The following is a 20954-nucleotide window of genomic DNA, read 5'->3' as shown; positions in this document are numbered from 1 at the left end:
AGGGATCGCCTCCTCTGCTTGACAAGCCCCTCCCATGTGTTTAAAATGGTGTCACATGAACTTTTTGGAGGAATTCACTTTGGATAAACAGTGGTTCGACGACATGGAAGCCCGCATCCCCCACGGAGAGGTCCGCACCCGCTTCGCCCCCTCTCCCACCGGCTACATGCACGTGGGCAATCTGCGCACCGCCCTTTACACCTGGCTCATCGCCCGCCACGCCGGCGGCAAGTTCATCCTGCGCATCGAGGACACCGACCAGGGCCGTCTGGTGGAGGGCGCCACCGAGATCATCTATAACACCCTGCGCAAGTGCGGCCTCACCTGGGACGAGGGTCCCGACGTGGGTGGCCCCGTGGGCCCCTACATCCAGACCGAGCGCCGGGACCTCTATGGCAAGTACGCCCAGCGCTTGGTGGAACTGGGCCATGCCTACTACTGCTTCTGCGAAAAAACCGAGTCCGAGGAGGACAGCGGCAACTTCGACCGGCCCGACGACCCCTGCCGCATCCTCTCTCCCGAGGAGGCCCAGGCCAAGGTGGACGCCTGCGTCCCATACGTCATCCGGCAAAAGATCCCCAAGGAGGGTCAGACCACCTTCCACGACGCCGTCTTCGGCGACATCACCGTGGAGAACAACACCCTGGACGACCAGGTCCTCATCAAGCGGGACGGACTGCCCACCTACAACTTCGCCAACGTCATCGACGACCACCTGATGGGCATCACCCATGTGGTCCGTGGCAGCGAGTACCTCTCCTCCGCCCCCAAGTACAACCTCCTCTATGAGGGCTTCGGCTGGGAGATCCCCACCTATATCCACTGCTCCCCCGTCATGCGGGACCAGCACAACAAGATGTCCAAGCGGAAGGGCGACCCCTCCTACGAGGACCTGCTGGCTATGGGCTACCTCTCCGAGGCCGTGGTCAACTATGTGACCCTCCTGGGCTGGTCTCCCCGGGGCGAGAACGTGGAGCGGGAGTTCTTCACCATTGCGGAGCTGGCGGACATTTTTGACATTGAGGGCATCTCCAAGTCCCCCGCCATCTTCGACATCGAAAAGCTCACCTACTTCAACGCCCACTACCTCCGTGAGCTTTCCCCCGAGGCCTTCCACGCCGTGGCGGAGCCCTATATCCGTGAGGCTGTGAAGAACGAGGCCTACTCCTCCCAGGAGATCGCCGGCCTCCTCCAGGCCCGGTGTGAGCGCCTCACCGACATCCCGGAGAAGCTGGACTTCTTCGACGCCCTGCCCGAGTATGGCGCCGACCTCTTTACCAACAAGAAGTCCAAGACCAACTCCGAGGTCTCCAAGAACATGCTGGAGGCCGCCATCCCCACCCTGGAGGCCATCCCCGACTGGACCAATGACGCCATCCACGACACACTGGTGTCTCTGGCCGAGTCCCTGGGTGTAAAGAACGCCACCCTCATGTGGCCGGTGCGCATCGCCGCCGCCGGCAAGGCGGTGACCCCCGGCGGCGCCGTGGAGATCTGCCACATCCTTGGTAAGGATGAGACCCTCCGCCGGCTGAAGCTGGGCCTGGAGAAGGTCTCCGCCGCCCTGTAACCCGCCAATATGCAAAAATGGAGCATCGTAAATGCGATGCTCCATTTTTGTTGTCACAAAACGGGCTTATAGGTGTTATTCTTAGTAGAGAGGATAAGAGAGGAGGGAGCGCCATGGCCGACCACGATCTGCTGCGCCGGGTCTATGAGGCCCGGCGGCGTCCCCTGCTGCTCTACGCCTATGCCCTGTGCGGCAGCCGGGAGGAGGCCGAGGACCTGGTGCAGTCCACCTTTCTCAAGGCCCTTCTCTCCTACCGGGCCACCGGCAGCCTGGACCACTGGCTGGTGAAGGTGCTGCGCAATGAGTTCCTCAACCAGCGTCGGGACCGGTCCAGGCGGGGCGAGGAGGACCTGCCCGAGCACCTGGCCGACCCCTCCCCCACCCTGCCGGAACAACTCATCGCCGACGAGGAGAAGCGGCGGCTCTGCGCCGCTATCGCCAGGCTGCCGGTGCTCCAGCGCTCCATCCTGCTGGACAGCGTCTACTTCGGACTCACCGACAGCGAGATCGCCGACACCCACCACATCACCCGTGAAAACGTCCGTCAGCTCCGGTCCCGGGCCAAGCGCCGCCTCCGGGAAGAGCTGGGAGAGGAGGAACCATCATGACACAGTCTGACGATCTGGACCGCCGCCTGGAAGCCCTGGGAGAGCCGGAGGCATCCTCCCCCGCCCAGCCCGCTGAGGAGGAGCTGCGGGCCCTGGAGAGGCTCATCCGCCGCCGGGTCCGCAACATCTGTCTCAAAACCCTGCTGGCAGTGGTGATCTGCGCCGCCATGGTCTTTGGACTCATCAACCCACTGGCCAAGCTCACCGCCTTCAACCCCATCTCCATGGAGGAGGACGATGGGGGCTTCACCCAATATCTCAACGCCTACTTCGGCACCATGCAGCCCTACGTCCGGGTCACCGGCACCGACATCACCGATACCGGCTTCGGCACCTATGATGTGGCCCTCTATGCGGTCGGCCCCAAAAATCTGAAAGTCTATGTGGGCGGCTACACCGACGTCCACCTGACCATCTGCCAGGGTGAGGCAGAGGTGACCTCCGACCCCACCGGGAAACTGACCAAATATCTGGGGCGCTTCGACTCGGACCTCATGGACCGAGCCGACCTGCTTGCCGAGCTGGAAAAACTGCCCTCTTCCGCTTATATCCGCCTGTCTGTGGGCACCGATACCCCCCGCACTCCGGAGGAGCTGCGGACCCTGCCGGCGGAGGTGGTCTGGGCCCAGATCTATGACCCGGATATGGAATACCAGGGCGGCGTCAATCTATCCCCCTCCCTGCTCTTCGGCAACGAGGTCGATCCCCGAGAGCTGGATGGTCAGGAGATGGCCCAGTACTACGCCGACATCTTGGAACTTCTCCTCACCCAGCCCAAGCTGCTCACCTCCCTGGGCATCTTCTCCAACTACCGTGTCTACTATACGACCGGAGTAGTGGAGGAGGCCCTGGGCTCCGCCCGGGAAATGGAGGCTTTCAGAAGCCAGAACTTCTGCGTCCAGGGGAGCCGGGACGAGATTCTGGCTCTCATCGACCAGGTGGAGCCCACCTCCCTGCTGGTGGACCACATCTTCCTCACCTCCCTGTCGGAGTGAGGCAAAAAGGCCCCGGCGTGGAAAACGAATTCCGCGCCGGGGCCTTTTTCATTTGATTAGGAATTCACGAAGACCTGGAGGGTGGTGGTGAGCTGACGCCCGGGGGTGGCCAGGGTCTGGCCATTGTAGTACATGGCGGTGGAGGCGCCGCCGTCCAGGTTGATGGCATCCTGGCAGCCCAGCTGGAGCATGAGCTCCCGCATCTGCTGGATAGAGGCGGAGGGGACACTGACCAGCAGCAACTTCCCGTCGGCGGTAGTGCCCACAGCGGTGCGTGGGGTGACGCTGGTGGTGAAGCGGGCCTCAGTGAAACCGGGGTCCAGGTAGGTCTCGATGGCGCCGTCCTTCACCAGACGGGGCGCACCGGAGATGAGGGATGTAACGCCGTCCAGGACGAAGCCCTCTTCGTCCTCCACCCGCAGATAGGGCTCCATGGCCACGGTGCGGCCCAGCTCGGGGACCTGATAATAGTGGGTGGCGGTAAAGGCGGAGCCCATCCACAGCACATAGCCGTCAGCGGGGATGGTCAGGGTCTCCCCCGCCGCCACAGCTCGGTAGTCAGCTGTGACGCCATTGCGAACAGTGAGGGCAGCGCCGGCGCAGGTGACGGGCACGCTCTCGCCCCGGGCAGGGGTATAGAGTACAGAGGCGTCGGCGGACTGCTCAAAGACGTTGAGGTTGTAGCCGGACCACTGCTGGGCGGTGCCGCCGTCGGTGGTGATGACCCGGTAAAAAACGGAGGGGCGGCCATAGTACATCTTCCCGTCCGCCGTGATGCCCAGGGAAGTGATGGAGCCGCTGTTGCCGTAGACAAAGCTGCCATTGACCATGACGGGGCCGATAGGGTCTTTGACGGCCTCGTAGGACTCAAAGAAGTTGGCGTTGATGACGGCCGTGGCGCCACCGGAGTAGGAGACGATGCTGCCGAAGTCGGCGGTGGCGTTGAGCTTGTTGCCCACGATGGCGCTCTTCACGGAGACCCGGGGATCGCTCATGTTCACGGTGATGATCTTGGCGCCGATGGTGCCGGAGGGCAGGGCGTAGCTCCCCTCTTTGTAAGTAACGGGCTGCACAGCAGGCTGAATGCTGGCCAGCTTCGCCGTCAGGGCCTTCACGCTGGCCAGACTGGTGAGGCTGTTCTGGTCCACGGGAGCAGCACTCACCACCACGATCTGGTTGGTGGGCTCATAGGACACGGAGAGGCCCAGGTTTTCAGAGACGAACCGAACCGGCACGAAGGTGCGGTCGTTCTTGGCCTCGGCGGGCACGTCCATGGTGACGGACACACCGTCCACCGTGGCCTGAGCGGAGCCGGGGGCCAGCTCCACCTGGTGTCCGTTCAGGGTGCACAGCACACCGTTGGTGGCCGGGACCCACTCCACGGAGCCGCCGAAGGCCTCCAGCACCCGCCGGATGGGCAGCAGGGTGTAGCCCCCGCCGTTGACCTGGACGGCGTAGGGGGTGACCTGGGCATTGGTCTCATCCACTTGGGTGACCTGGGTGTCGATGGCACACCAGGGGCTGCCCAGCTTCAATGCCACCTCAGAGGAGGCGGCCAGCGTGGACACGGGCAGTATGCCGATCACCAGTGCGAGTGCCAAAAGCACCCCCAAAAGATACTTTTTTTTCATTTTCCTTCCTTCTCTCTTCCAAAATATAGCTCTTTCATTATATTGCCTTCTCTGGGAAAAATCAATATACAGGCGGCATACGGCAAATATTTCACCAACAGCTGCCGAATGAGCTTGACCGCCGCCGTCCATCCTAGGATGGAAAGGAGGCGCTCATAATGGAACAGCGCAAAAAAAGCCCCAGACAGCTGGCGCGGCGGTTCAGTTTTCTGGCCGCTGCCTTCGCGGTGGTGGCCGGTCTGGCGATCCAGGGTCAGATGGAGGCGGCGGCCTACCGGCGCTACCTCACTAACAGCCGGCTCCACGCCTTCGCCGAGCTTTCGGCCAACCTGAGCCAGCTGGGCACCGACCTGCAAAAAGGCGTGTACGCCACTACCCCCTCCATGCTGGGCGCCCTATGCACCCAGATCTTCGGCCGGGCCATGTCAGCCCAGATGGCCCTGGGCGAGCTGCCCTACGGCAATATTGAGCTGGAGCAGACGGCCGCCTTTCTGGCCAAGGCGGGGGACTACGCCGCCGCCCTCTCCCGCTCAGCAGCGGTGAATGGCGCCTGCTCCGACGAGGAGCGGGAGGGCCTGCGCAGTCTGGCCGACGCGGCGGCCACCCTGTCCGGTCAGGTTTCCGCCCTCCAGGCTGACCTGCTCTCCGGCGCAGCCACCCTGGAGGACGTGGACACAGCGGAGGCCCGGCTCTCCGGTGAGGAGGGCGGCGGCCAGGAGCTGGCGGACTCTGTCTACCAGACCGTGGAGGAGGACTTCCCCGAGCTGCCCACCCTCATCTATGACGGTCCCTTCTCCGACCACATCACCGGTCGGGCACCTCGGATGCTGGAGGGCCTGGCCCAGGTCACCCAAGAGGACGCCCGTCTGGCCGCCGCCAAGTTTTTTGACCTGGAGCCGGAGCTCTTCTCCCTGGTCTCCGCCGGGGAGGGCACCCTGCCCACCTACGGCTTCTCCGCCGCGGTGGACGGCGGCGAGCTGTACGTGGAGGTAACGAAGCAGGGCGGGCTGGTGCTGGAGGCCATCAGCTCCCGCTCCGCCGGGGCGGCCACCCTCTCCCAGGAGGAGGCCGCCGCCCTGGCCCGTGACTTCCTTGCGTCCCGGGGTTATCCCTCCATGCGTGAGAGCTATTTTATCGATCAGGGCGGCGTGGTCACCATCAACTTCGCCTCTGCCCAGGGGGACATCCTCTGCTATCCTGACCTGGTGAAGGTCTCCGTAGCCCTGGACACCGGCCGGGTAGTGGGCTTTGAGTCGGAGGGCTACCTCATGAACCACATGGTCCGTGATCTCCCCGCCCCCGCCGTCACCGAGGCTGAGGCTCAGGCGGTGGTCTCCCCCGTCCTCACCGTCCTATCCCACCAGCTGGCCCTCATCCCCACCGGCGGCGAGTATGAGGTCCTATGCCACGAGTTTAAGTGCCAGGACGAGGACGGCCGTCACATCATCGTCTATGTCAACGCCCAAAATGGCCAGGAGGAGAAGATCCTCCTGCTGCTGGAGGATGAAAACGGTACTCTTGTACTCTAATCAGCCGCAGGCAGCAGAAAACCCCGGCGCGGCACCAATGATGCCGCGCCAGGGTTTTTATTTCTTCAGGTCAAGTCTTTGACATAGAAATAGTGGCCATAGGTCCCCACCGCCGGTTCAATCGCACCAAAACGGCGGTAGCCCAGTTTTTCATAAAAGCCGGGCGCCTGAAAACCAAAGGTGTTGAGCTCCATCCGCTTGGCACCTTGCCAAAGGGCTTTTTCCTCCAACTGACGCAGAATGTACCCACCCAGGCCGGCGCCCCGATGCTCCTCCGCTACCCAGAGCACATCCAGCATGGCCAATTCTCCCATGCGGAACGCATCACAGCCGCCGATGACCTGGCCCACTTCATTGATGACCGCCAGGGAGAGGTCCTCCATATCCGGTACAAATCTCCGATTATAGCTTCGAAGGCCAGTGTGGATGGCTTGGCCCTCCAGCTCACCCGCAGATACAATCTTGTAGTCGTTCATTTTTCTCACCCCATATCGAAGGGAGGCATCTCACGACTCTGAGGAATGGCATCGCCCTCAAACTCCAGCTCGTCGGGTACCGGTTCAGGGGCACGGTCCACCATGCCCTGCTTGAACTGCATCTCCTGCCACTGCTCCTTGGTGATGAGGACCTGACGGGGCTTGGAGCCCTCGAAGGGGCCCACCACCCCCTTTTCCTCCATCTGGTCCACCAAGCGGGCGGCCCGGGAGTAGCCCAACTTGAGGCGCCGCTGGAGCATGGACACAGAGGCCTGTCCCGTCTCCACCACCACCTCGATGGCGGCGGGGAGGAGCTCGTCGTACTCGTCTCCCACTTCTTCAGGGGCGGAGCCGCCCACGCCCTTGCCGCCCTTCTCCTTCTCGGCGGCGTGCTGCTCGATCTCGTGAATAACCGACTCGTCGTACTCCACGGTGCTCTGCTCCTTGATGAAGGAGACCACCGAGGCCACCTCCTCGTCGGAGATGAGGCAGCCCTGGACGCGCAGGGGCTTACCGGAGCCCAGGGGGAAATAGAGCATATCTCCCCGGCCCACCAGCTTCTCGGCGCCGGTGGTGTCCAGGATGATGCGGGACTCCAGAGCGGAGGCCACGGCGAAGGCGATGCGGCTGGGGATGTTGGCCTTCATGAGGCCGGTGATGACGTCGGCAGAGGGACGCTGGGTGGCGATGATGAGGTGCATGCCTGCGGCACGGCCCATCTGGGCCACACGGCAGATGGATTCCTCCACCTCCTTGGCCGCCACCAGCATCAGGTCGGCCAGCTCGTCAATGACCACCACGATCTGGGGCATCTTCTCCACGCCCTCGGTCTTGGCGGCGTGGGCGTTGTAGGAGGCCAGATCACGGACGCCCACCTCGGAGAAGGCCCGGTAGCGCTTCATCATCTCGGTGACCGCCCACTGGAGGGCGCCCGCCGCCTTCTTGGGGTCGGTGACCACCGGGATGAGCAGATGGGGGATGCCGTTGTAGATGCCCAGCTCCACCATCTTGGGGTCCACCATGATGAGGCGGACCTCCTCCGGTGTGGCCTTATAGAGGAGGGAGATGATGAGGGAGTTGGTGCACACCGACTTACCGGAGCCGGTGGTACCGGCGATAAGCAGGTGGGGCAGCTTGGCGATGTTGCCCACGATGCAGTTGCCTGCGATGTCCTTGCCCACGGCAAAGGCCACCTTGGAGGGGTGGTCCCGGAACTCCTTGGAGTCGATGACCTCGTGGATGTGGACAGGGCTCACCAGCTTGTTGGGCACCTCGATGCCCACGGTGGCAATCTTGTCCGGAATGGGGGCGATGCGGACACCGGTGGCTCCCAGGGCCAGGGCGATGTCGTCGGAGAGGTTGGTGAGCTTGTTGAGGCGGACGCCCTGGTCCAGCTCCACCTCGTACCGGGTCACCGATGGCCCCCGGGTCACATCGGAGATCTGGGCCTCGATGCCAAAGGATCGGATGGTGTCGGCCAGGCGCTCCTGGTTCATTTTGAGCTCGGCCTGGGCCCCGTTGCCCACATCTCCAGCCCCCTCGGTGAGGAGGGAGACCGGCGGGTACTGGTAGACGGCAGGGGTGCTCTCCGCCATGGTCTTTTCGATGTCCTCCCCCACCTTGTCCGCCTCGGCCTGGGCCTCCTTGGCGGAGACCTTCTCCACCGCGGGCTCCCGGACGATCTCCGGCAGAGGCATGGGGGGCGGCGTCACTGCGACCTCCGGCTCCGGCTGGGGAACCTCCGGCTCCGGCTCCATCTCGGGGACCGGCGGTACGGCCGATATCGGCTGGACAACGGGTACGGGCTCCGGGGCCGGGACCGGCGTGGGCTCAGGCTGCCGGACAGTCGGCTCGGGCTGGGGCTCCTCCGCCATGGCCCGGGCGCCGGTGAGCACCTGATCTGGAGGCATAGCCCCAGCCTGCCGGTTAAAAAGCCGCTCCTTCCTGGGGAAGAGACTGCGTGCCTGGGGCTTCTCCGGCTGGGGGGCGGGACCGTCGTCCACGGGGATGTCGATGGCCGCCCGGCGGCGCTCCGGCTCTGGACGGCGACGGACCGGCCGCTCCTGGGGCTCGGGCTCCTCCTCTTCCTCGTACTCATATTCGACCCGGGGCCGGTTCCGGATGGCGTCCACGATCTCCGGCACGGAGAGATGGAAGGCCCCCAGGAACATCAGCAGCTGGCCCAGGATCAGGATGAGGCCGGCACCGATGGGGCTGAACACCAGGGTCAGGGTCTCGGCAATGAGGCCGCTCACCACACCGCCGCACTGCACCGCCTCCCCCTGCTTCCAGAGCCCGCCGATGGCCTCCAGGCTGAAGGCAAACTCTCCCTTATAGAGAAAGAGGTGGAGAATGGCCCCCATGACCAGAGGGGTCAGCAGGGCACACCACAGCCGCAAACGCACTGGCCGTCCGCGATGGAAAGCCAGAATATAGCTGGCCACCACCAGCATGGGAGGCGCCAGCCAGAAGCCGTAACCGAAGAGGCCCTTGAGCAGGCTGCAAAAGAGATCGATGAAGATGGCCTGAATATTAAAGTAGCCAAAGGCGGCAAAAAAAGCCAGCAGCAGGCAGACAACCGCCCCCACCTCCCGCCGGATGGGCTTTGGCTGGGGCGCCGTGCTTCTGGAGCGGCTGCCGCTGCTCTTCTTGGCGGCGGAACTGCCGGAGCCGCTTCGCTTCCCGCCGGAGGAGGCCGTTCGCTTCCCCCCCGTCGTCTTCTTTCGTGTGGTCGCCATGGAACCATCCTTTCCGGAATACGGCGGCCGATGCCGCCGGGATCAATCTTATGTACTTAGACCAGGAAGCTGGCCACCAGGGCGATGATACCCACCGCCCAGCAGTAGTAGGCAAAGGCACCGAATTTTCCCTTGTTGGCCAGCAGGTTGACCAGCCGGATGGCGAAATAGCCCACCACACCGGCCACCACCATACCCACGATGTACATGGGGAGCCTGGACACGTCCACTCCGCCGGCTTTGACGGCGTCGGCGATCTCCAGGATGTTGGCACCCAGTACCGCGGGGAGGGACAGCAGGAAGGAAAAGCGCACGGCAAAGGTGCGGTCAAAGCCGCAGAGCATGCCGGCAGAGATGGTGGAGCCGGCCCGGGAGATACCGGGCAGAGTACCCACCGCCTGGGCACAGCCCACCAGCAAGGCATCCACAATGGTCGCAGTGCGGGCATTCTTCCGTCCCTTGGCCATCCGGTCGGAGAAGAAGAGCAGGAAGCCGGTGGCGATGAGGGCCACCGAGACAAAGGTCACATTGGAGAAGGCAGCGTCCACCGCGTCCTTCACCAGCAGCACGGCAAAGAGGGGCAGGGTGCCCACGATGATCATCAGCACCAGCCGCCGGGCCTCCGGGGGCCGTCCCTCGTGATTTCCACGCCGGGAGAAGAGGTCGGAAATGCCCAGGAAAAACTCCCGGATCATGTCAATAATGTAACGCCAGTAGTAGACACATACCGAGATCAGAGTACCGAAGTGGAGCAGGATCGTGAAGAGCATGTCCAGCTCCTCCGGATTCTGCTCCGGGGAGAAAAAATACTGGAACAGCGTCAGATGACCGGAGCTGGAGATGGGCAGGAACTCCGCCACACCCTGCAAGAACCCCATGGCAATGGAAAAGAGATAGTTCAAAGTTTGATCCTCCCGATTTCAGATCTGCCGCCGCCGCGGCGCTTTAGCATTGTGGGAACATTATAATATATTAGCACAGGGCAAAAAACATTTCTACCCCTATCCTGAGGGGGAAATACCGTCATTTTGTCGGGTAAGTCCCCTTTCCGACACAGAAAGACCGCCACCCCGCCGCTGTACGGCGAGGTGGCGGATCTGTGATCCAAACCAAATCTGATGGGACCTTTACTTGTCCTCCGGAGGAAGGGGATCGGGCGCTTTGCGGGCCACATCCTTGCAGGACTGGAGGAGCTTCTCCAGGGCGGCGTCGTGTTCGGCAAACTCCGAACGCACCTGCTCCAGGGCCTTGTCCACCCGGCCCAGCTCCCCGCTGGCGTGGGTGATGGTGGCGTCCACGTCACCACGCAGGCGGCCATAGCCCGCCTGGACCTTGTAGAGGATCTGCTCGGCCTCGGTGCGCAGCTTTTTGGCTTTCTCCTCAGCGGCGCTCTCGATGGCCCGGGCACGCTGCCGGGCCTCCAGCTCAATGGTAGCGGTGCGGTCCTTCAGGTCATCATAGGCCCTGGCGCCCCCCTCCCACTTGGCACACTGGTCCTTATAGCCGTCCAGCTCCTTCCGGAGGGCGGCACAGGTCTCCTGCTCCCGAGCCAGCTCTGCCTGGACCTGGCCCAGTTCGGTACCCTGGTCGGTGCCGGTCTTGCGCAGCTTCTCGGTCTCCTTCCGCAGCGTCTCCACCTGCTGCTCCAGGGCCGTCTTCTCCTGCCGGAGCTTCGCACGTTCCTCTCGCAGCTCCTGAAGCTCCTTCTGGAGGGCAGTTGTTTTTTCACGGCCCTCCCTGACAGTGGCCTCGATATAATTGAGCACATCCTGGCGGTTGAACCCCCCCACCACTGCTGTGCGGAAGGTATGCTCCCCACGCTCCATGTGTGTATCCTCCGTTTCCTGTTCTCCCCGGTCGACTGCGCCCGGAGCAGTTGTATAATTTATTTTATCACAAGATACGCCCCAACTCAACGGGTTCCGACAAATCTCCCCGGTGGGGAATGAATTGACCCTCTTTCTTTTTTATGGTATAATCAATCGATTTGCATAGAGAGAACGAGGAGGAGCGACACCATGTGGGTCTCGGACAAATGGCAGGACTATGAGCTGATCGATTGCGGCAGAGGGGAAAAGCTGGAGCGCTGGGGGGACCGTATCCTGGTCCGTCCCGATCCCCAGGCCATCTGGGACACCCCCAGGGACAACCCCCTGTGGCGGCGGCCCGACGCCCGCTATGCCCGCTCCTCCACCGGCGGCGGTCAGTGGGAGAAGAAGGACGTCCCCGAGCAGTGGAAGATCCACTATCGGGACCTCACCTTCCAGGTCAAGCCCATGAACTTCAAACACACCGGTATCTTCCCCGAGCAGGCCGCCAACTGGGACTTCTGCGCCGACCTCATCCGGAAGGCCGGACGGCCTATCTCGGTGCTCAACCTCTTTGCCTACACCGGCGGCGCCTCTGTAGCCTGCGCGGCGGCGGGGGCCTCCGTCTGCCACGTGGACGCCGCCCGGGGCATGGTGTCCTGGGCCCGTGAAAACGCGAAGCTCTCCGGCCTGGCCGACGCCCCCATCCGTTGGATCGTGGACGACTGCGGCAAGTTCGTGGAGCGGGAGATCCGCCGGGGCCGCCGGTACGACGCCGTCATCATGGACCCCCCCTCTTACGGCCGGGGGCCCTCCGGTGAGATCTGGAAGCTGGAGGAGAACCTGTGGCCCTTTGTGAACCTGGTTGCCGGGGTCCTCTCCGACGAGCCTCTCTTCTTCCTTATCAACTCCTACACCACGGGTCTTGCCCCGTCGGTGCTCACCTATATCCTGGAGACGGTGGTCTCCAAGCGCTGGGGCGGGCGCACCCACAGCCAGGAGCTGGGCCTCCCCGTCACCGACACCGGTCTGGTCCTCCCCTGCGGCGCCACCGGCCGCTGGACCAGCCAGGGCTGAGTCCGGTATTTTTCCCGACTGCGAGGTCTTTACCATGAGTGACATCATCGAGACCCGGGCCCTCCGGTTCTCCTATCCCGCCGCCGAGGGCGTCACCCCCGTGGTGCTGGACGGCGTGGACTTAAATATCCGCTCCGGCTCCTTTGTGGCCGTGCTGGGCCACAACGGCTCGGGCAAGTCCACCCTGGCCAAGCACATGAACGCCATCCTCCTCCCCACCGGCGGCACTGTCTACGTGGACGGCATCGACACCGCCGACGAGGACCGACTGCTGGACATCCGGCGCACGGTGGGCATGGTCTTCCAGAACCCCGACAACCAGATCGTAGCCAACGTGGTGGAGGAGGACGTGGCCTTCGCCCCGGAGAACCTGGGGGTCCCCCCGGAGGAGATCCGGCGGAGGGTGGATGACGCTCTCAAGACCGTGGGCATGTACGAGTTCCGGGAACACGCCCCCCACCTCCTCTCCGGCGGACAGAAGCAGCGGGTGGCCATCGCCGGCGTGCTGGCCATGGCGCCCCGGTGCATCGTTCTGGACGAGCCCACCGCCATGCTGGACCCGGTGGGCCGCCGGGAGGTCATGGACACCATCAAAAAGCTCAACCGCACCGCCGGCGTGACGGTGGTCCTCATCACCCACCACATGGACGAGGCCGCCCAGGCCGACCGGCTGGTGGTCATGTCCAGGGGCAGAGTGGTGGCTGACGGCACCCCCAAGGAGGTCTTCTCCCGCGTGGAGGCCCTCAAATCGGTGGGGCTCACCGTCCCCGAGACGGTGGAGCTGTGTTGGACCCTCCGGCGGGACGGCCTGGACCTCCCCCTGGACGCCCTCTCCGACGAGGAGTGCGCTCAGGCCCTCTACGCCCTGCTCACGAAATGACAAAAGGAGGCCGCCCATGAACAGTGACTGGAACCACCCGGTCATCGGGATCTGTATCCTTGTCTTTTTCGTCTCTCTGCTCCTGCTCACCCTGTGTACCCCCCTCCTTGATATGGACCTCTGGCTCGTCTTCCGCATTCTCTTCAGCCTAATCCTCGCCGCTCTAGGTGGACTCATTGCGGTGCTTTGGATGCGCCTGAGCCGGCTGGAGACCCAGGTCCGCTTCCTTCAAGACCAGCTATACAGGCTGGAGAAGGACACCGCCACCACTTCCAAAATGTAAGGACTGATCCACCTTTGGACGCCATCATACAAACGGAAAAACTCAGCCACATCTACTCCTCCGGCACCCCCTTCGAGCACGCCGCCCTGGAGGAAGTGGACTTTGCCGCCTACCGTGGGGAGTACCTGGGCATCATCGGCCGGACCGGCTCGGGAAAGTCCACCCTTATCCAACACCTCAACGGCCTTCTGAAGCCCACCTCGGGCAGGGTCCTCTTTGAGGGTAAGGACATCTGGGAGACCAAGGAGCGTACCCGTGAGACCCGATTCCAGGTGGGGCTTGTATTCCAGTACCCGGAGTACCAGCTCTTCGAGGAGACGGTCTACAAGGACATCGCCTTCGGCCCCAAAAACATGAAGCTGGATGAGGACGAGGTGGACCGCCGGGTCCGGGATGCCGCCTCCTTCGTGGGCCTCCCCGACGCCGTGCTGGAGAAGTCCCCCTTCGAGCTCTCCGGCGGACAGAAGCGCCGGGTGGCCATTGCCGGCGTCATCGCCATGGAGCCCTCCGTCCTCATCCTGGACGAGCCCACCGCCGGGCTGGACCCGGTGGGCGTGGAGTCCATTCTGGGCAACATCCGGGACTACCACAAAGCCAAGAACGCCACCATCATCCTGGTCTCCCACTCCATGGAGGAGGTGGCCCGCACCGTAGACCGGCTGGTGGTGGTGAGCAAGGGACACATCCCCTTCACCGGCACCCCCCGGGAGGTCTTTGCCCACGGGGACGAGCTGGAGGCCATGGGTCTGGGCGTCCCCCAGGTCACCCGGGTCTTTCACCGGCTCCGGGCCATGGGGGTGGACATCGACCCCTCGGTCTACACCATCGACCAGGCCCGCTCCGCCGTCCGGGACTATCTGGCACGAAAGGGGGCGGTCTGATGGCCCTCAAGGACATTACCCTGGGGCAGTATTTCCCCGGCAATACCGTCATTCACCGGCTGGACCCCCGGACCAAGCTGCTCTTCACCATCCTCTACATCGTGGCCCTTTTCTCCGCGAAGGGTGGGCTGGCCTACGCCGTTCTCTTCGCAACGCTGTGCGCCTGTATCGCCGTCTCCAAGATCCGGCCCAAGACCATCCTCCGGGGTATGCGGCCCATCCTCTTCATCATTATCCTCACCGCCGTGCTCAACATCTTCTACACCCCCGGCGACCCCATCTGGCAGTGGAAGTTCCTCAAAATTACGGTGGAGGGGCTGTGGGCCGCCTTCTTCATGGTGCTGCGCATCTCCTTCCTTATCACCTGCACCTTCATGCTCACCTACACCACCTCCCCCATCATGCTCACCGACGGTCTGGAAAAGCTGCTGGGTCCCCTCAAGAAGGTCCATGTCCCCGTCCATGAGCTGAGCATGATGATGTCCATTGCCCTGCGCTTCATTCCAACCCTCATCGAGGAGACCGACAAGATCATGTCCGCCCAGAAGGCTAGAGGGGCCGACTTCGACACCGGCAACCTCTTCCAGAAGGCCAAGGCCCTGGTGCCCCTGCTGGTGCCCCTCTTCATCTCCGCCTTCCGGCGGGCCGACGAGCTGGCCACCGCCATGGAGTGCCGCTGCTACCACGGCGGCGAGGGCCGCACCCGGCTGCGGCAGCTCCGGTTCCAGGGCTCTGACATCGCCGCCCTCATTCTGGGCGCCGCCCTGGTGGCCGTGGTGCTGATCCTCCGGGCCCTGGGGATCTAAGACTGACAAGGAGCGCGGCCTTACAGCTGCTGAATCACCTATGACAAGGAACATTGCCCTCAAGCTCATGTACGTGGGCACCGCCTACCACGGCTGGCAGGTGCAGAAAAACGCTGTCACCGTGGAGGAGACCCTGGAAAAGGCCCTCTCCACCGTGGTGTGCCACCCGGTGAAGTGCACCGGCGCCGGACGCACCGACGCCGGCGTCCACGCCGAGACCTATATTGCCAACTTCCGCACCACCTCACGCATCCCTTGCGACCGCATCCCCCTGGCGGTGAACACCCGCCTGCCCGACGATATCGTGGTGGTGAAGGCCACCGAGGTCCCGAAGAACTTCAACGCCATCGGCTCCTGCATCAAGAAGGAGTACACCTACCGCATCTACAACTCCCGGCTGGGCAACGCCTTCTACGTGAACCGGGCCTGGTTCTATCCCAAGCACCTGGACGAGGCCGTGATGCAGCGGGCCGCCGACTGCTTCGTGGGCACCCACGACTTCTCCGCCGTCCGGGCGGTGGGCACCGACGTCCGCTCCCCTGTCCGCACGGTGTACTACTTTGACATCAGCCGCACCGGCGACCTCATTGAGTGCAGGGTGTGCGCCAATGGCTTCCTCTACAACATGGTACGGGCCATGGTGGGCACCTGCGTCTACGCCGCCGAGGGCAAATTTGCCCCGGAGGAAGTGAGCGCCATCCTGGAAAGCAAGAACCGCACTGCTGCCGGTCCCACCGTGCCGCCGGGCGGCCTTTACATGACCAAGCTGTGGTACGACGAGGACGTGCTGTGAGCCCTCCTGGTCCCCACTATCACCAGATCGGGAGCACATAACATGGAAGAACTCAAGCCGGTCCCGCCGGCACCCAAGAAAAAACCGAATCCCATCCTGCGCTTGTTGGCCTTTCTCCTGACCCTGGCCCTTCTGCTGGGGGCGGTAGCCCTGGTGGCCTACCGGGACCGGATCAACCTGGACGCCATCAAACGCTACTTCACCTACCGCTCTCTGGAGCGGAGCGATTCCGGTCAGATCGACGCCTTTCAATTTGACAGTTCCGGGCGGGGCGGCTTCTCCAGTCTGGGAGACGACCTGCTGGTGTGGTCCTCCGCCGGTATACGGCTCTACTCCCCCAGCGGCGTGGAATACCTCAACGACGCCCTTTCCCTTCTCCACCCGGTGGCCGATATCCGGGACGACGCCGCAGTGGTCTATGATGCCGGCGGCACCATTCTGCGGGTCTACGCCGACCGTACCCAGATCTTCTCTCTGGACGCCGAGCAGGGCCACGAGATTCTTTCCGCCCGCATGGGCCCAGGCAGGACCCTGGCGGTAGTCACCCGGGAGACTGGCTATAAGGGGGTCGTCACCCTCTACGGCAGCAACTTTCAGCCCACTATGGCCATCCGGATTTCCACCCGCTATATCATGGATGCCATCCCCTCCCAGGACGGAAAGACCACCGCTGTTCTTACCGTAGGGCAGTCCAATAACGCCTTTGAGAGCACCCTTGCCCTCTATGACAAAACCGGGGACGAGGCCTTTGCCCAGTGCTCTCTGGGCAACAACGCCATCCTGGATCTGAGCTCCTCTGGAGACATGTTCTGGGCCTTAGGCGAGACCGGCCTGAGTATCGTGAGCACCGATGGCAACACCAACCTGATCTGTGACTACGGCGGCGCCTATCTGAAGGACTACTCCCTGGGTGGGGACGGCTACGCTGCCCTGTTGCTGGGCAAGTACCGGGCAGGCAGCAGCACCACATTGACCACGGTGGACAGCAAGGGTGAGACCATTGCCGCCCTGGACCTGGAGGATCAGATCCTGGACCTGGCCGCCTCCGGACGGTATGTAGCGGTGCTCACCGCCTCCACCCTCACCATCTATACCCGGGACCTCCAGCCCTACGCCCTGCTTGACAACACCATGGGCGCCCGCAATGTGGTCCTGCGCAGCGACGGCACCGCCTATCTTGCCAGCGGCGAGACCGCCCAGCTCTGCATCCCCAACTGATCCCCTTCCCTTTTATCTGACCGAGGTGTAACCATGATGACAACCGCAATTCTCTTCGACATCATCCTGCTCATCGTCCTCGCCGCCTTCACCATCCACGGCGCCTCCCGGGGGCTTCTGCTCTCCCTGTGCGGCCTGGTGGCGGTGCTGGTGGCCTTCATCGGCGCTGGTTTCCTGGCAGGCGCCCTCTCCCCCAAGGTGGCTGACTATTTGGAACCCCGCTTCGCCTCCGCCATCGAGGAGCGCCTGGACCAGGAAATCGCCGGCTCCACTGTCCTTCCCGACCAGGGCGAGGACCTCCAGCCTGACAGTATTCCCCTCACCGAGATCCTCAATATCCTGAAGGACATGGGCTTCTACCAGAGCGCCGTGGACGCTGTTAATGACGCCGTGGAACAGGGCATGACCCAAGTGGCCGCCAACGCCGCTGCGGCCGTGGCCGCCTCCATCGCCGGCACCGTGGCCTACATGATTCTCTTTGTAGTCTTTTTTGTCCTCATCCTCATCGCCTGGACCCTCATCAGTCACGGGTTGAACCTGGTGGCCCGCCTGCCCGGCCTCCACTTTCTCAACAAGACCGGCGGCGCCATTCTGGGCCTGGTCAAGGGCTGCGCCATTCTCTTCCTGTGCGCCTGGGTCCTCCGCTATCTGGGCAAGGTCATCCCCGAGGAGACCGTGGAGCAGACCCACCTGCTTAAGTTTTTCATGACCACCAACCCGGTGGCTCTGGTGCTGGGCGGATTGGCCGCCGCCACCGAGACCTCCATCTGAGGATTCCGAAAAGTTTTTATGCTAAATTCATCACCAGTTCATATTTCCGTGATAGATTCGATTCTCTGGGGGATGTATGCAGCGCGACCCATCTCCCGAAAAGGAGTAACGTATGCAGCCTACACTTTGTTCCCGTTGCCATAAAAACGTGGCCGTGATCTTCGTCACCCGCATCGAGGGCGGAGAGACCAAGAATGAGGGTCTCTGCCTCAAGTGCGCCAAGGAGCTGGGGATCAAGCCCGTAGAAGATATGATGCAGAAAATGGGCATCAGCGAGGAGGACCTGGAGGGTCTTACCAATGAGATGATGTCCGCCTTCGGCGGCGCCGAGGGGATGGAAGGTCTGGCTCCCCAGCCCGACGAGGACCAGGAGGATGACGAGGGGCGTACCGCCACTTTCCCCTTCCTCAACAAGCTCTTCGGCGGCCAGCCGGCCTCCGAGCCCCCCAGCGGCGAGCAGACCCGCCAGCAGAGAGAGGAGAAATCCTCCGGCAAGGAGCGCCAGCCCAAGCGGAAGTTTTTGGAGAACTACTGTATCTCCCTGACCAACCGCGCCCAGGAGGGCAAGCTGGACCGCATCATCGGCCGTGAGTCCGAGCTGGAGCGGGTGGTGCAGATCCTCAACCGCCGGCAGAAAAACAACCCCTGCCTCATCGGCGAACCCGGCGTGGGCAAAACCGCCATCGCCGAGGGTCTGGCCCTGCGCATCGCCGAGAAGAACGTGCCCTATAAGCTGCTGGACAAGGAGGTCTATCTGCTGGACCTCACCTCCCTGGTGGCGGGCACTCAGTTCCGCGGCCAGTTCGAAAGCCGGATGAAGGGCCTCATCGAGGAGATCAAGAAGCTGGGCAACATCATCCTGGTCATCGACGAGGTCCACAACCTGGTGGGCGCCGGCGATGCCGAGGGCTCCATGAGTGCCGCCAACATCCTCAAGCCCGCCCTCTCCCGGGGCGAGATCCAGGTCATCGGCGCCACCACCCTCACCGAATACCGCAAGTACATCGAGAAGGACTCCGCCCTGGAGCGCCGGTTCCAGCCGGTCATGGTGGAGGAGCCCTCGGTGGACGACGCCATCGAGATCATCAAGGGCATTGCCCCCTACTATGAGCAGTACCACCACGTCACCATCTCTCCCGAGATGTGCCGCCTGGCGGTCACCATGTCGGAGCGGTACATCACCGACCGTTTCCTTCCCGACAAGGCCATCGACCTCATCGACGAGGCCTCCTCCGACGTGAACCTCCACAACAAGGCCCTCACCCGGACCATGCAGATCGACAAGGAGCTGGCCGACATCGCCAAGGAGCGGGAGGTCATGCTGGCCGCCGCCAACGACAAGTCCGGCGAGCCCTTTGACCGCCTGCGCCGCCGGGAGCAGACCCTGCTCCAACAGAAGGAGAAGCTGGAGAGCACCCTCGCCCAGCCCGAGGACACGGAGCGCCAAGCCAAGCTCACCGAGCTTCGGCAGCAGCTGGAGCAGGTAAACCAGGAGCGGAGCGAGCTGGAGCGCACCAACAGCGAGAAGGCCTACCAGCGTCTGGCCGTCCTCAAGAGTCAGGAGCTCCAGCTCAATGAGGAGAAGGACTCCCTGGCCGACAAACTCACTCCGCCCCTCACCGTATCTCACCTGGCCCGGGTCATCGAGCTGTGGACCAAGATCCCCGCCACCCAGATCCAGGAGCAGGAATTTGAGCGCCTGGCCCACCTGGAGGATCGGCTCAAGAGTCATATCATCGGCCAGGACGAGGCCGTCCACGAGGTGGCCAACGCCATTCGCCGGGGACGGGTGGGCATCGCCTCCAAACGCAAGCCTGTGTCCTTCATCTTCGTGGGCTCCACCGGCGTGGGCAAGACCGAGCTGGTCAAACAGCTGGCCCAGGACATGTTCAACTCCCCCGAGTCCCTCATCCGGCTGGATATGTCGGAGTTCATGGAGAAGTTTGCCGTCAGCCGCATCATCGGCTCTCCCCCGGGCTATGTGGGCTATGACGAGGCCGGACAGCTCACCGAGAAGGTCCGCCGGAAACCCTACTGCGTCATCCTCTTCGACGAGATCGAGAAGGCCCACCCCGATGTGCTCAACATCATGCTCCAGATCCTGGACGACGGTCACATCACTGACGCTCAGGGCCGGAATGTGAACTTTGAGAACGCCATCATCGTCATGACCTCCAACGCCGGCAGCGACAAGGGCGGTGGCTCCGTGGGCTTCGGCCGCACCGATAAGGAGCAGGGCAAGGAAAAGGCCATAAAGGCTCTGGGGTCCTTCCTGCGGCCCGAATTCATCAACCGGGTGGACGAGGTGGTTTACTTCAACCGTCTCAGCGAGGAAAACTTCAAGGAGATCGCCAAGATCATGCTGGGCGAGCTCACCGACAACCTCCGGGAAAAGGGCATTACCTTCACCTGGGACGAGAGCGTTCTGGACCACCTGGTCAAGACCTCCTATTCCCTCACCTACGGCGCCCGGAACCTGCGCCGCCAGGTACAGAAAGACCTGGAGGACCCCATCGCCACCAAGATCATCGAGAGTTATATGGAGCCCATCACCCAGCTCAAGGCCGTGGGCAAGGACGGCAAGATCGAGCTGCTGGCTCTCTAAAAACGGCATCAAAAAGGCCCGCCTTTCGGCGGGCCTTCAGTCTGTCGAAAAAGTGCCCATATGTCAAATCGTATGCAAGAGCCTCGCAGAGTTCCGTCGTCCGCAGACAACGGAATCAAGTCAAATCTGTTTTTTCCGGGGACATGTGCCTCGGAAAAAACACTTCTCAGGCCGCAAGTGTGGAATTTGGCCGCTCCGGACAAATTATGCGCGCAGCGGCCTGCATCTCTTCTCGCACGTGCTTGCACGTGCGAGAGAGCCTGTCGACTTTGTCGACAGGCTCAA

At 63.0% G+C, this 20954-nt stretch carries 18 protein-coding genes; 13 read left to right on the top strand and 5 right to left on the bottom strand.

The genetic code is table 11. The features are described 5' to 3' along the window. The first annotated feature begins 103 nt into the window (after positions 1-103). The 3 genes from gltX to Q0K15_RS06200 all read left to right on the top strand — a co-directional run bounded on the left by gltX (position 104) and on the right by Q0K15_RS06200 (position 3173). Entirely contained in the window at positions 104-1570 is a 1467-nt protein-coding gene (gltX, locus tag Q0K15_RS06210; RefSeq protein ID WP_294513914.1) for a glutamate--tRNA ligase, read from the top strand. Between the two features lie 113 nt (positions 1571-1683). After that, a complete protein-coding gene (locus Q0K15_RS06205; protein WP_294513910.1) occupies positions 1684-2178 on the top strand; it encodes a sigma-70 family RNA polymerase sigma factor in 495 nt (164 codons plus the stop codon). Continuing rightward, complete coding sequence (locus Q0K15_RS06200) at positions 2175-3173, top strand: hypothetical protein (RefSeq protein ID WP_294513907.1); 999 nt, start codon at positions 2175-2177, stop codon at positions 3171-3173. The genes Q0K15_RS06205 and Q0K15_RS06200 overlap by 4 nt, the downstream gene beginning before the upstream one ends. A 56-nt stretch (positions 3174-3229) precedes the next feature. Here Q0K15_RS06200 and Q0K15_RS06195 read toward each other — a convergent pair whose 3' ends face one another. After that, a complete protein-coding gene (locus Q0K15_RS06195; RefSeq protein WP_294513904.1) occupies positions 3230-4804 on the bottom strand; it encodes a phosphodiester glycosidase family protein in 1575 nt (524 codons plus the stop codon). A 158-nt stretch (positions 4805-4962) separates the two neighbouring features. On the opposite strand from Q0K15_RS06195, the gene Q0K15_RS06190 reads away from it, so the two are divergent. Next, the gene (locus Q0K15_RS06190; protein ID WP_294513900.1) at positions 4963-6333 is read left to right on the top strand and encodes a PepSY1/2 domain-containing protein; all 1371 of its coding nucleotides are present in this window, start codon (positions 4963-4965) and stop codon (positions 6331-6333) included. Positions 6334-6398: 65 nt separating this feature from the next. Here Q0K15_RS06190 and Q0K15_RS06185 read toward each other — a convergent pair whose 3' ends face one another. From Q0K15_RS06185 to Q0K15_RS06170, 4 genes are all read right to left on the bottom strand, one after another. Continuing rightward, a complete protein-coding gene (locus tag Q0K15_RS06185) occupies positions 6399-6809 on the bottom strand; it encodes a GNAT family N-acetyltransferase (protein WP_294513897.1) in 411 nt (136 codons plus the stop codon). A 5-nt stretch (positions 6810-6814) separates the two neighbouring features. Beyond that, positions 6815-9547, bottom strand: coding sequence for a DNA translocase FtsK (locus Q0K15_RS06180; RefSeq protein WP_294513894.1), 2733 nt, complete (start codon positions 9545-9547; stop codon positions 6815-6817). 56 nt (positions 9548-9603) lie between these two features. Next, on the bottom strand, positions 9604-10449 hold the full coding sequence (locus tag Q0K15_RS06175) for an undecaprenyl-diphosphate phosphatase (RefSeq protein ID WP_294513891.1): 846 nt from the start codon (positions 10447-10449) through the stop codon (positions 9604-9606). A gap of 225 nt (positions 10450-10674) precedes the next feature. After that, a complete protein-coding gene (locus Q0K15_RS06170; RefSeq protein WP_294513889.1) occupies positions 10675-11373 on the bottom strand; it encodes a hypothetical protein in 699 nt (232 codons plus the stop codon). Positions 11374-11565: 192 nt separating this feature from the next. Here Q0K15_RS06170 and Q0K15_RS06165 point away from each other — a divergent pair, with 192 nt between their 5' ends. The 9 genes from Q0K15_RS06165 (at position 11566) to Q0K15_RS06125 (ending at position 20669) form a co-directional block, all read left to right on the top strand. After that, positions 11566-12432 carry a class I SAM-dependent methyltransferase gene (locus Q0K15_RS06165; RefSeq protein WP_294513887.1) on the top strand — a complete coding sequence of 289 codons (867 nt, stop codon included), beginning with the start codon at positions 11566-11568 and terminating at the stop codon, positions 12430-12432. Between the two features lie 34 nt (positions 12433-12466). Next, the gene (locus Q0K15_RS06160) at positions 12467-13312 is read left to right on the top strand and encodes an energy-coupling factor transporter ATPase (protein ID WP_294513884.1); all 846 of its coding nucleotides are present in this window, start codon (positions 12467-12469) and stop codon (positions 13310-13312) included. A gap of 16 nt (positions 13313-13328) precedes the next feature. Then, a complete protein-coding gene (locus Q0K15_RS06155; RefSeq protein WP_294513881.1) occupies positions 13329-13595 on the top strand; it encodes a hypothetical protein in 267 nt (88 codons plus the stop codon). Between the two features lie 14 nt (positions 13596-13609). Continuing rightward, the gene (locus Q0K15_RS06150) at positions 13610-14476 is read left to right on the top strand and encodes an energy-coupling factor transporter ATPase (RefSeq protein ID WP_294513878.1); all 867 of its coding nucleotides are present in this window, start codon (positions 13610-13612) and stop codon (positions 14474-14476) included. After that, positions 14476-15282, top strand: coding sequence for an energy-coupling factor transporter transmembrane component T (locus Q0K15_RS06145; protein ID WP_294513875.1), 807 nt, complete (start codon positions 14476-14478; stop codon positions 15280-15282). The genes Q0K15_RS06150 and Q0K15_RS06145 overlap by 1 nt, the downstream gene beginning before the upstream one ends. Before the next feature lie 40 nt (positions 15283-15322). Continuing rightward, positions 15323-16075, top strand: a complete 753-nt coding sequence (gene truA / locus Q0K15_RS06140; RefSeq protein WP_294513872.1) for a tRNA pseudouridine(38-40) synthase TruA — start codon at positions 15323-15325, stop codon at positions 16073-16075. Between the two features lie 42 nt (positions 16076-16117). Next, a complete protein-coding gene (locus Q0K15_RS06135; RefSeq protein ID WP_294513869.1) occupies positions 16118-17293 on the top strand; it encodes a DUF5711 family protein in 1176 nt (391 codons plus the stop codon). 36 nt (positions 17294-17329) lie between these two features. Beyond that, complete coding sequence (locus Q0K15_RS06130) at positions 17330-18064, top strand: CvpA family protein (RefSeq protein WP_294513865.1); 735 nt, start codon at positions 17330-17332, stop codon at positions 18062-18064. Between the two features lie 112 nt (positions 18065-18176). Next, the gene (locus Q0K15_RS06125) at positions 18177-20669 is read left to right on the top strand and encodes an AAA family ATPase (protein WP_294513862.1); all 2493 of its coding nucleotides are present in this window, start codon (positions 18177-18179) and stop codon (positions 20667-20669) included. Positions 20670-20954: the final 285 nt, after the last annotated feature.

The sequence above is a fragment of the uncultured Intestinimonas sp. genome (genome assembly GCF_944387245.1).
Classification (GTDB): domain Bacteria; phylum Bacillota; class Clostridia; order Oscillospirales; family Oscillospiraceae; genus Intestinimonas.
This window is presented reverse-complemented; position numbering and strand designations above follow the sequence as displayed.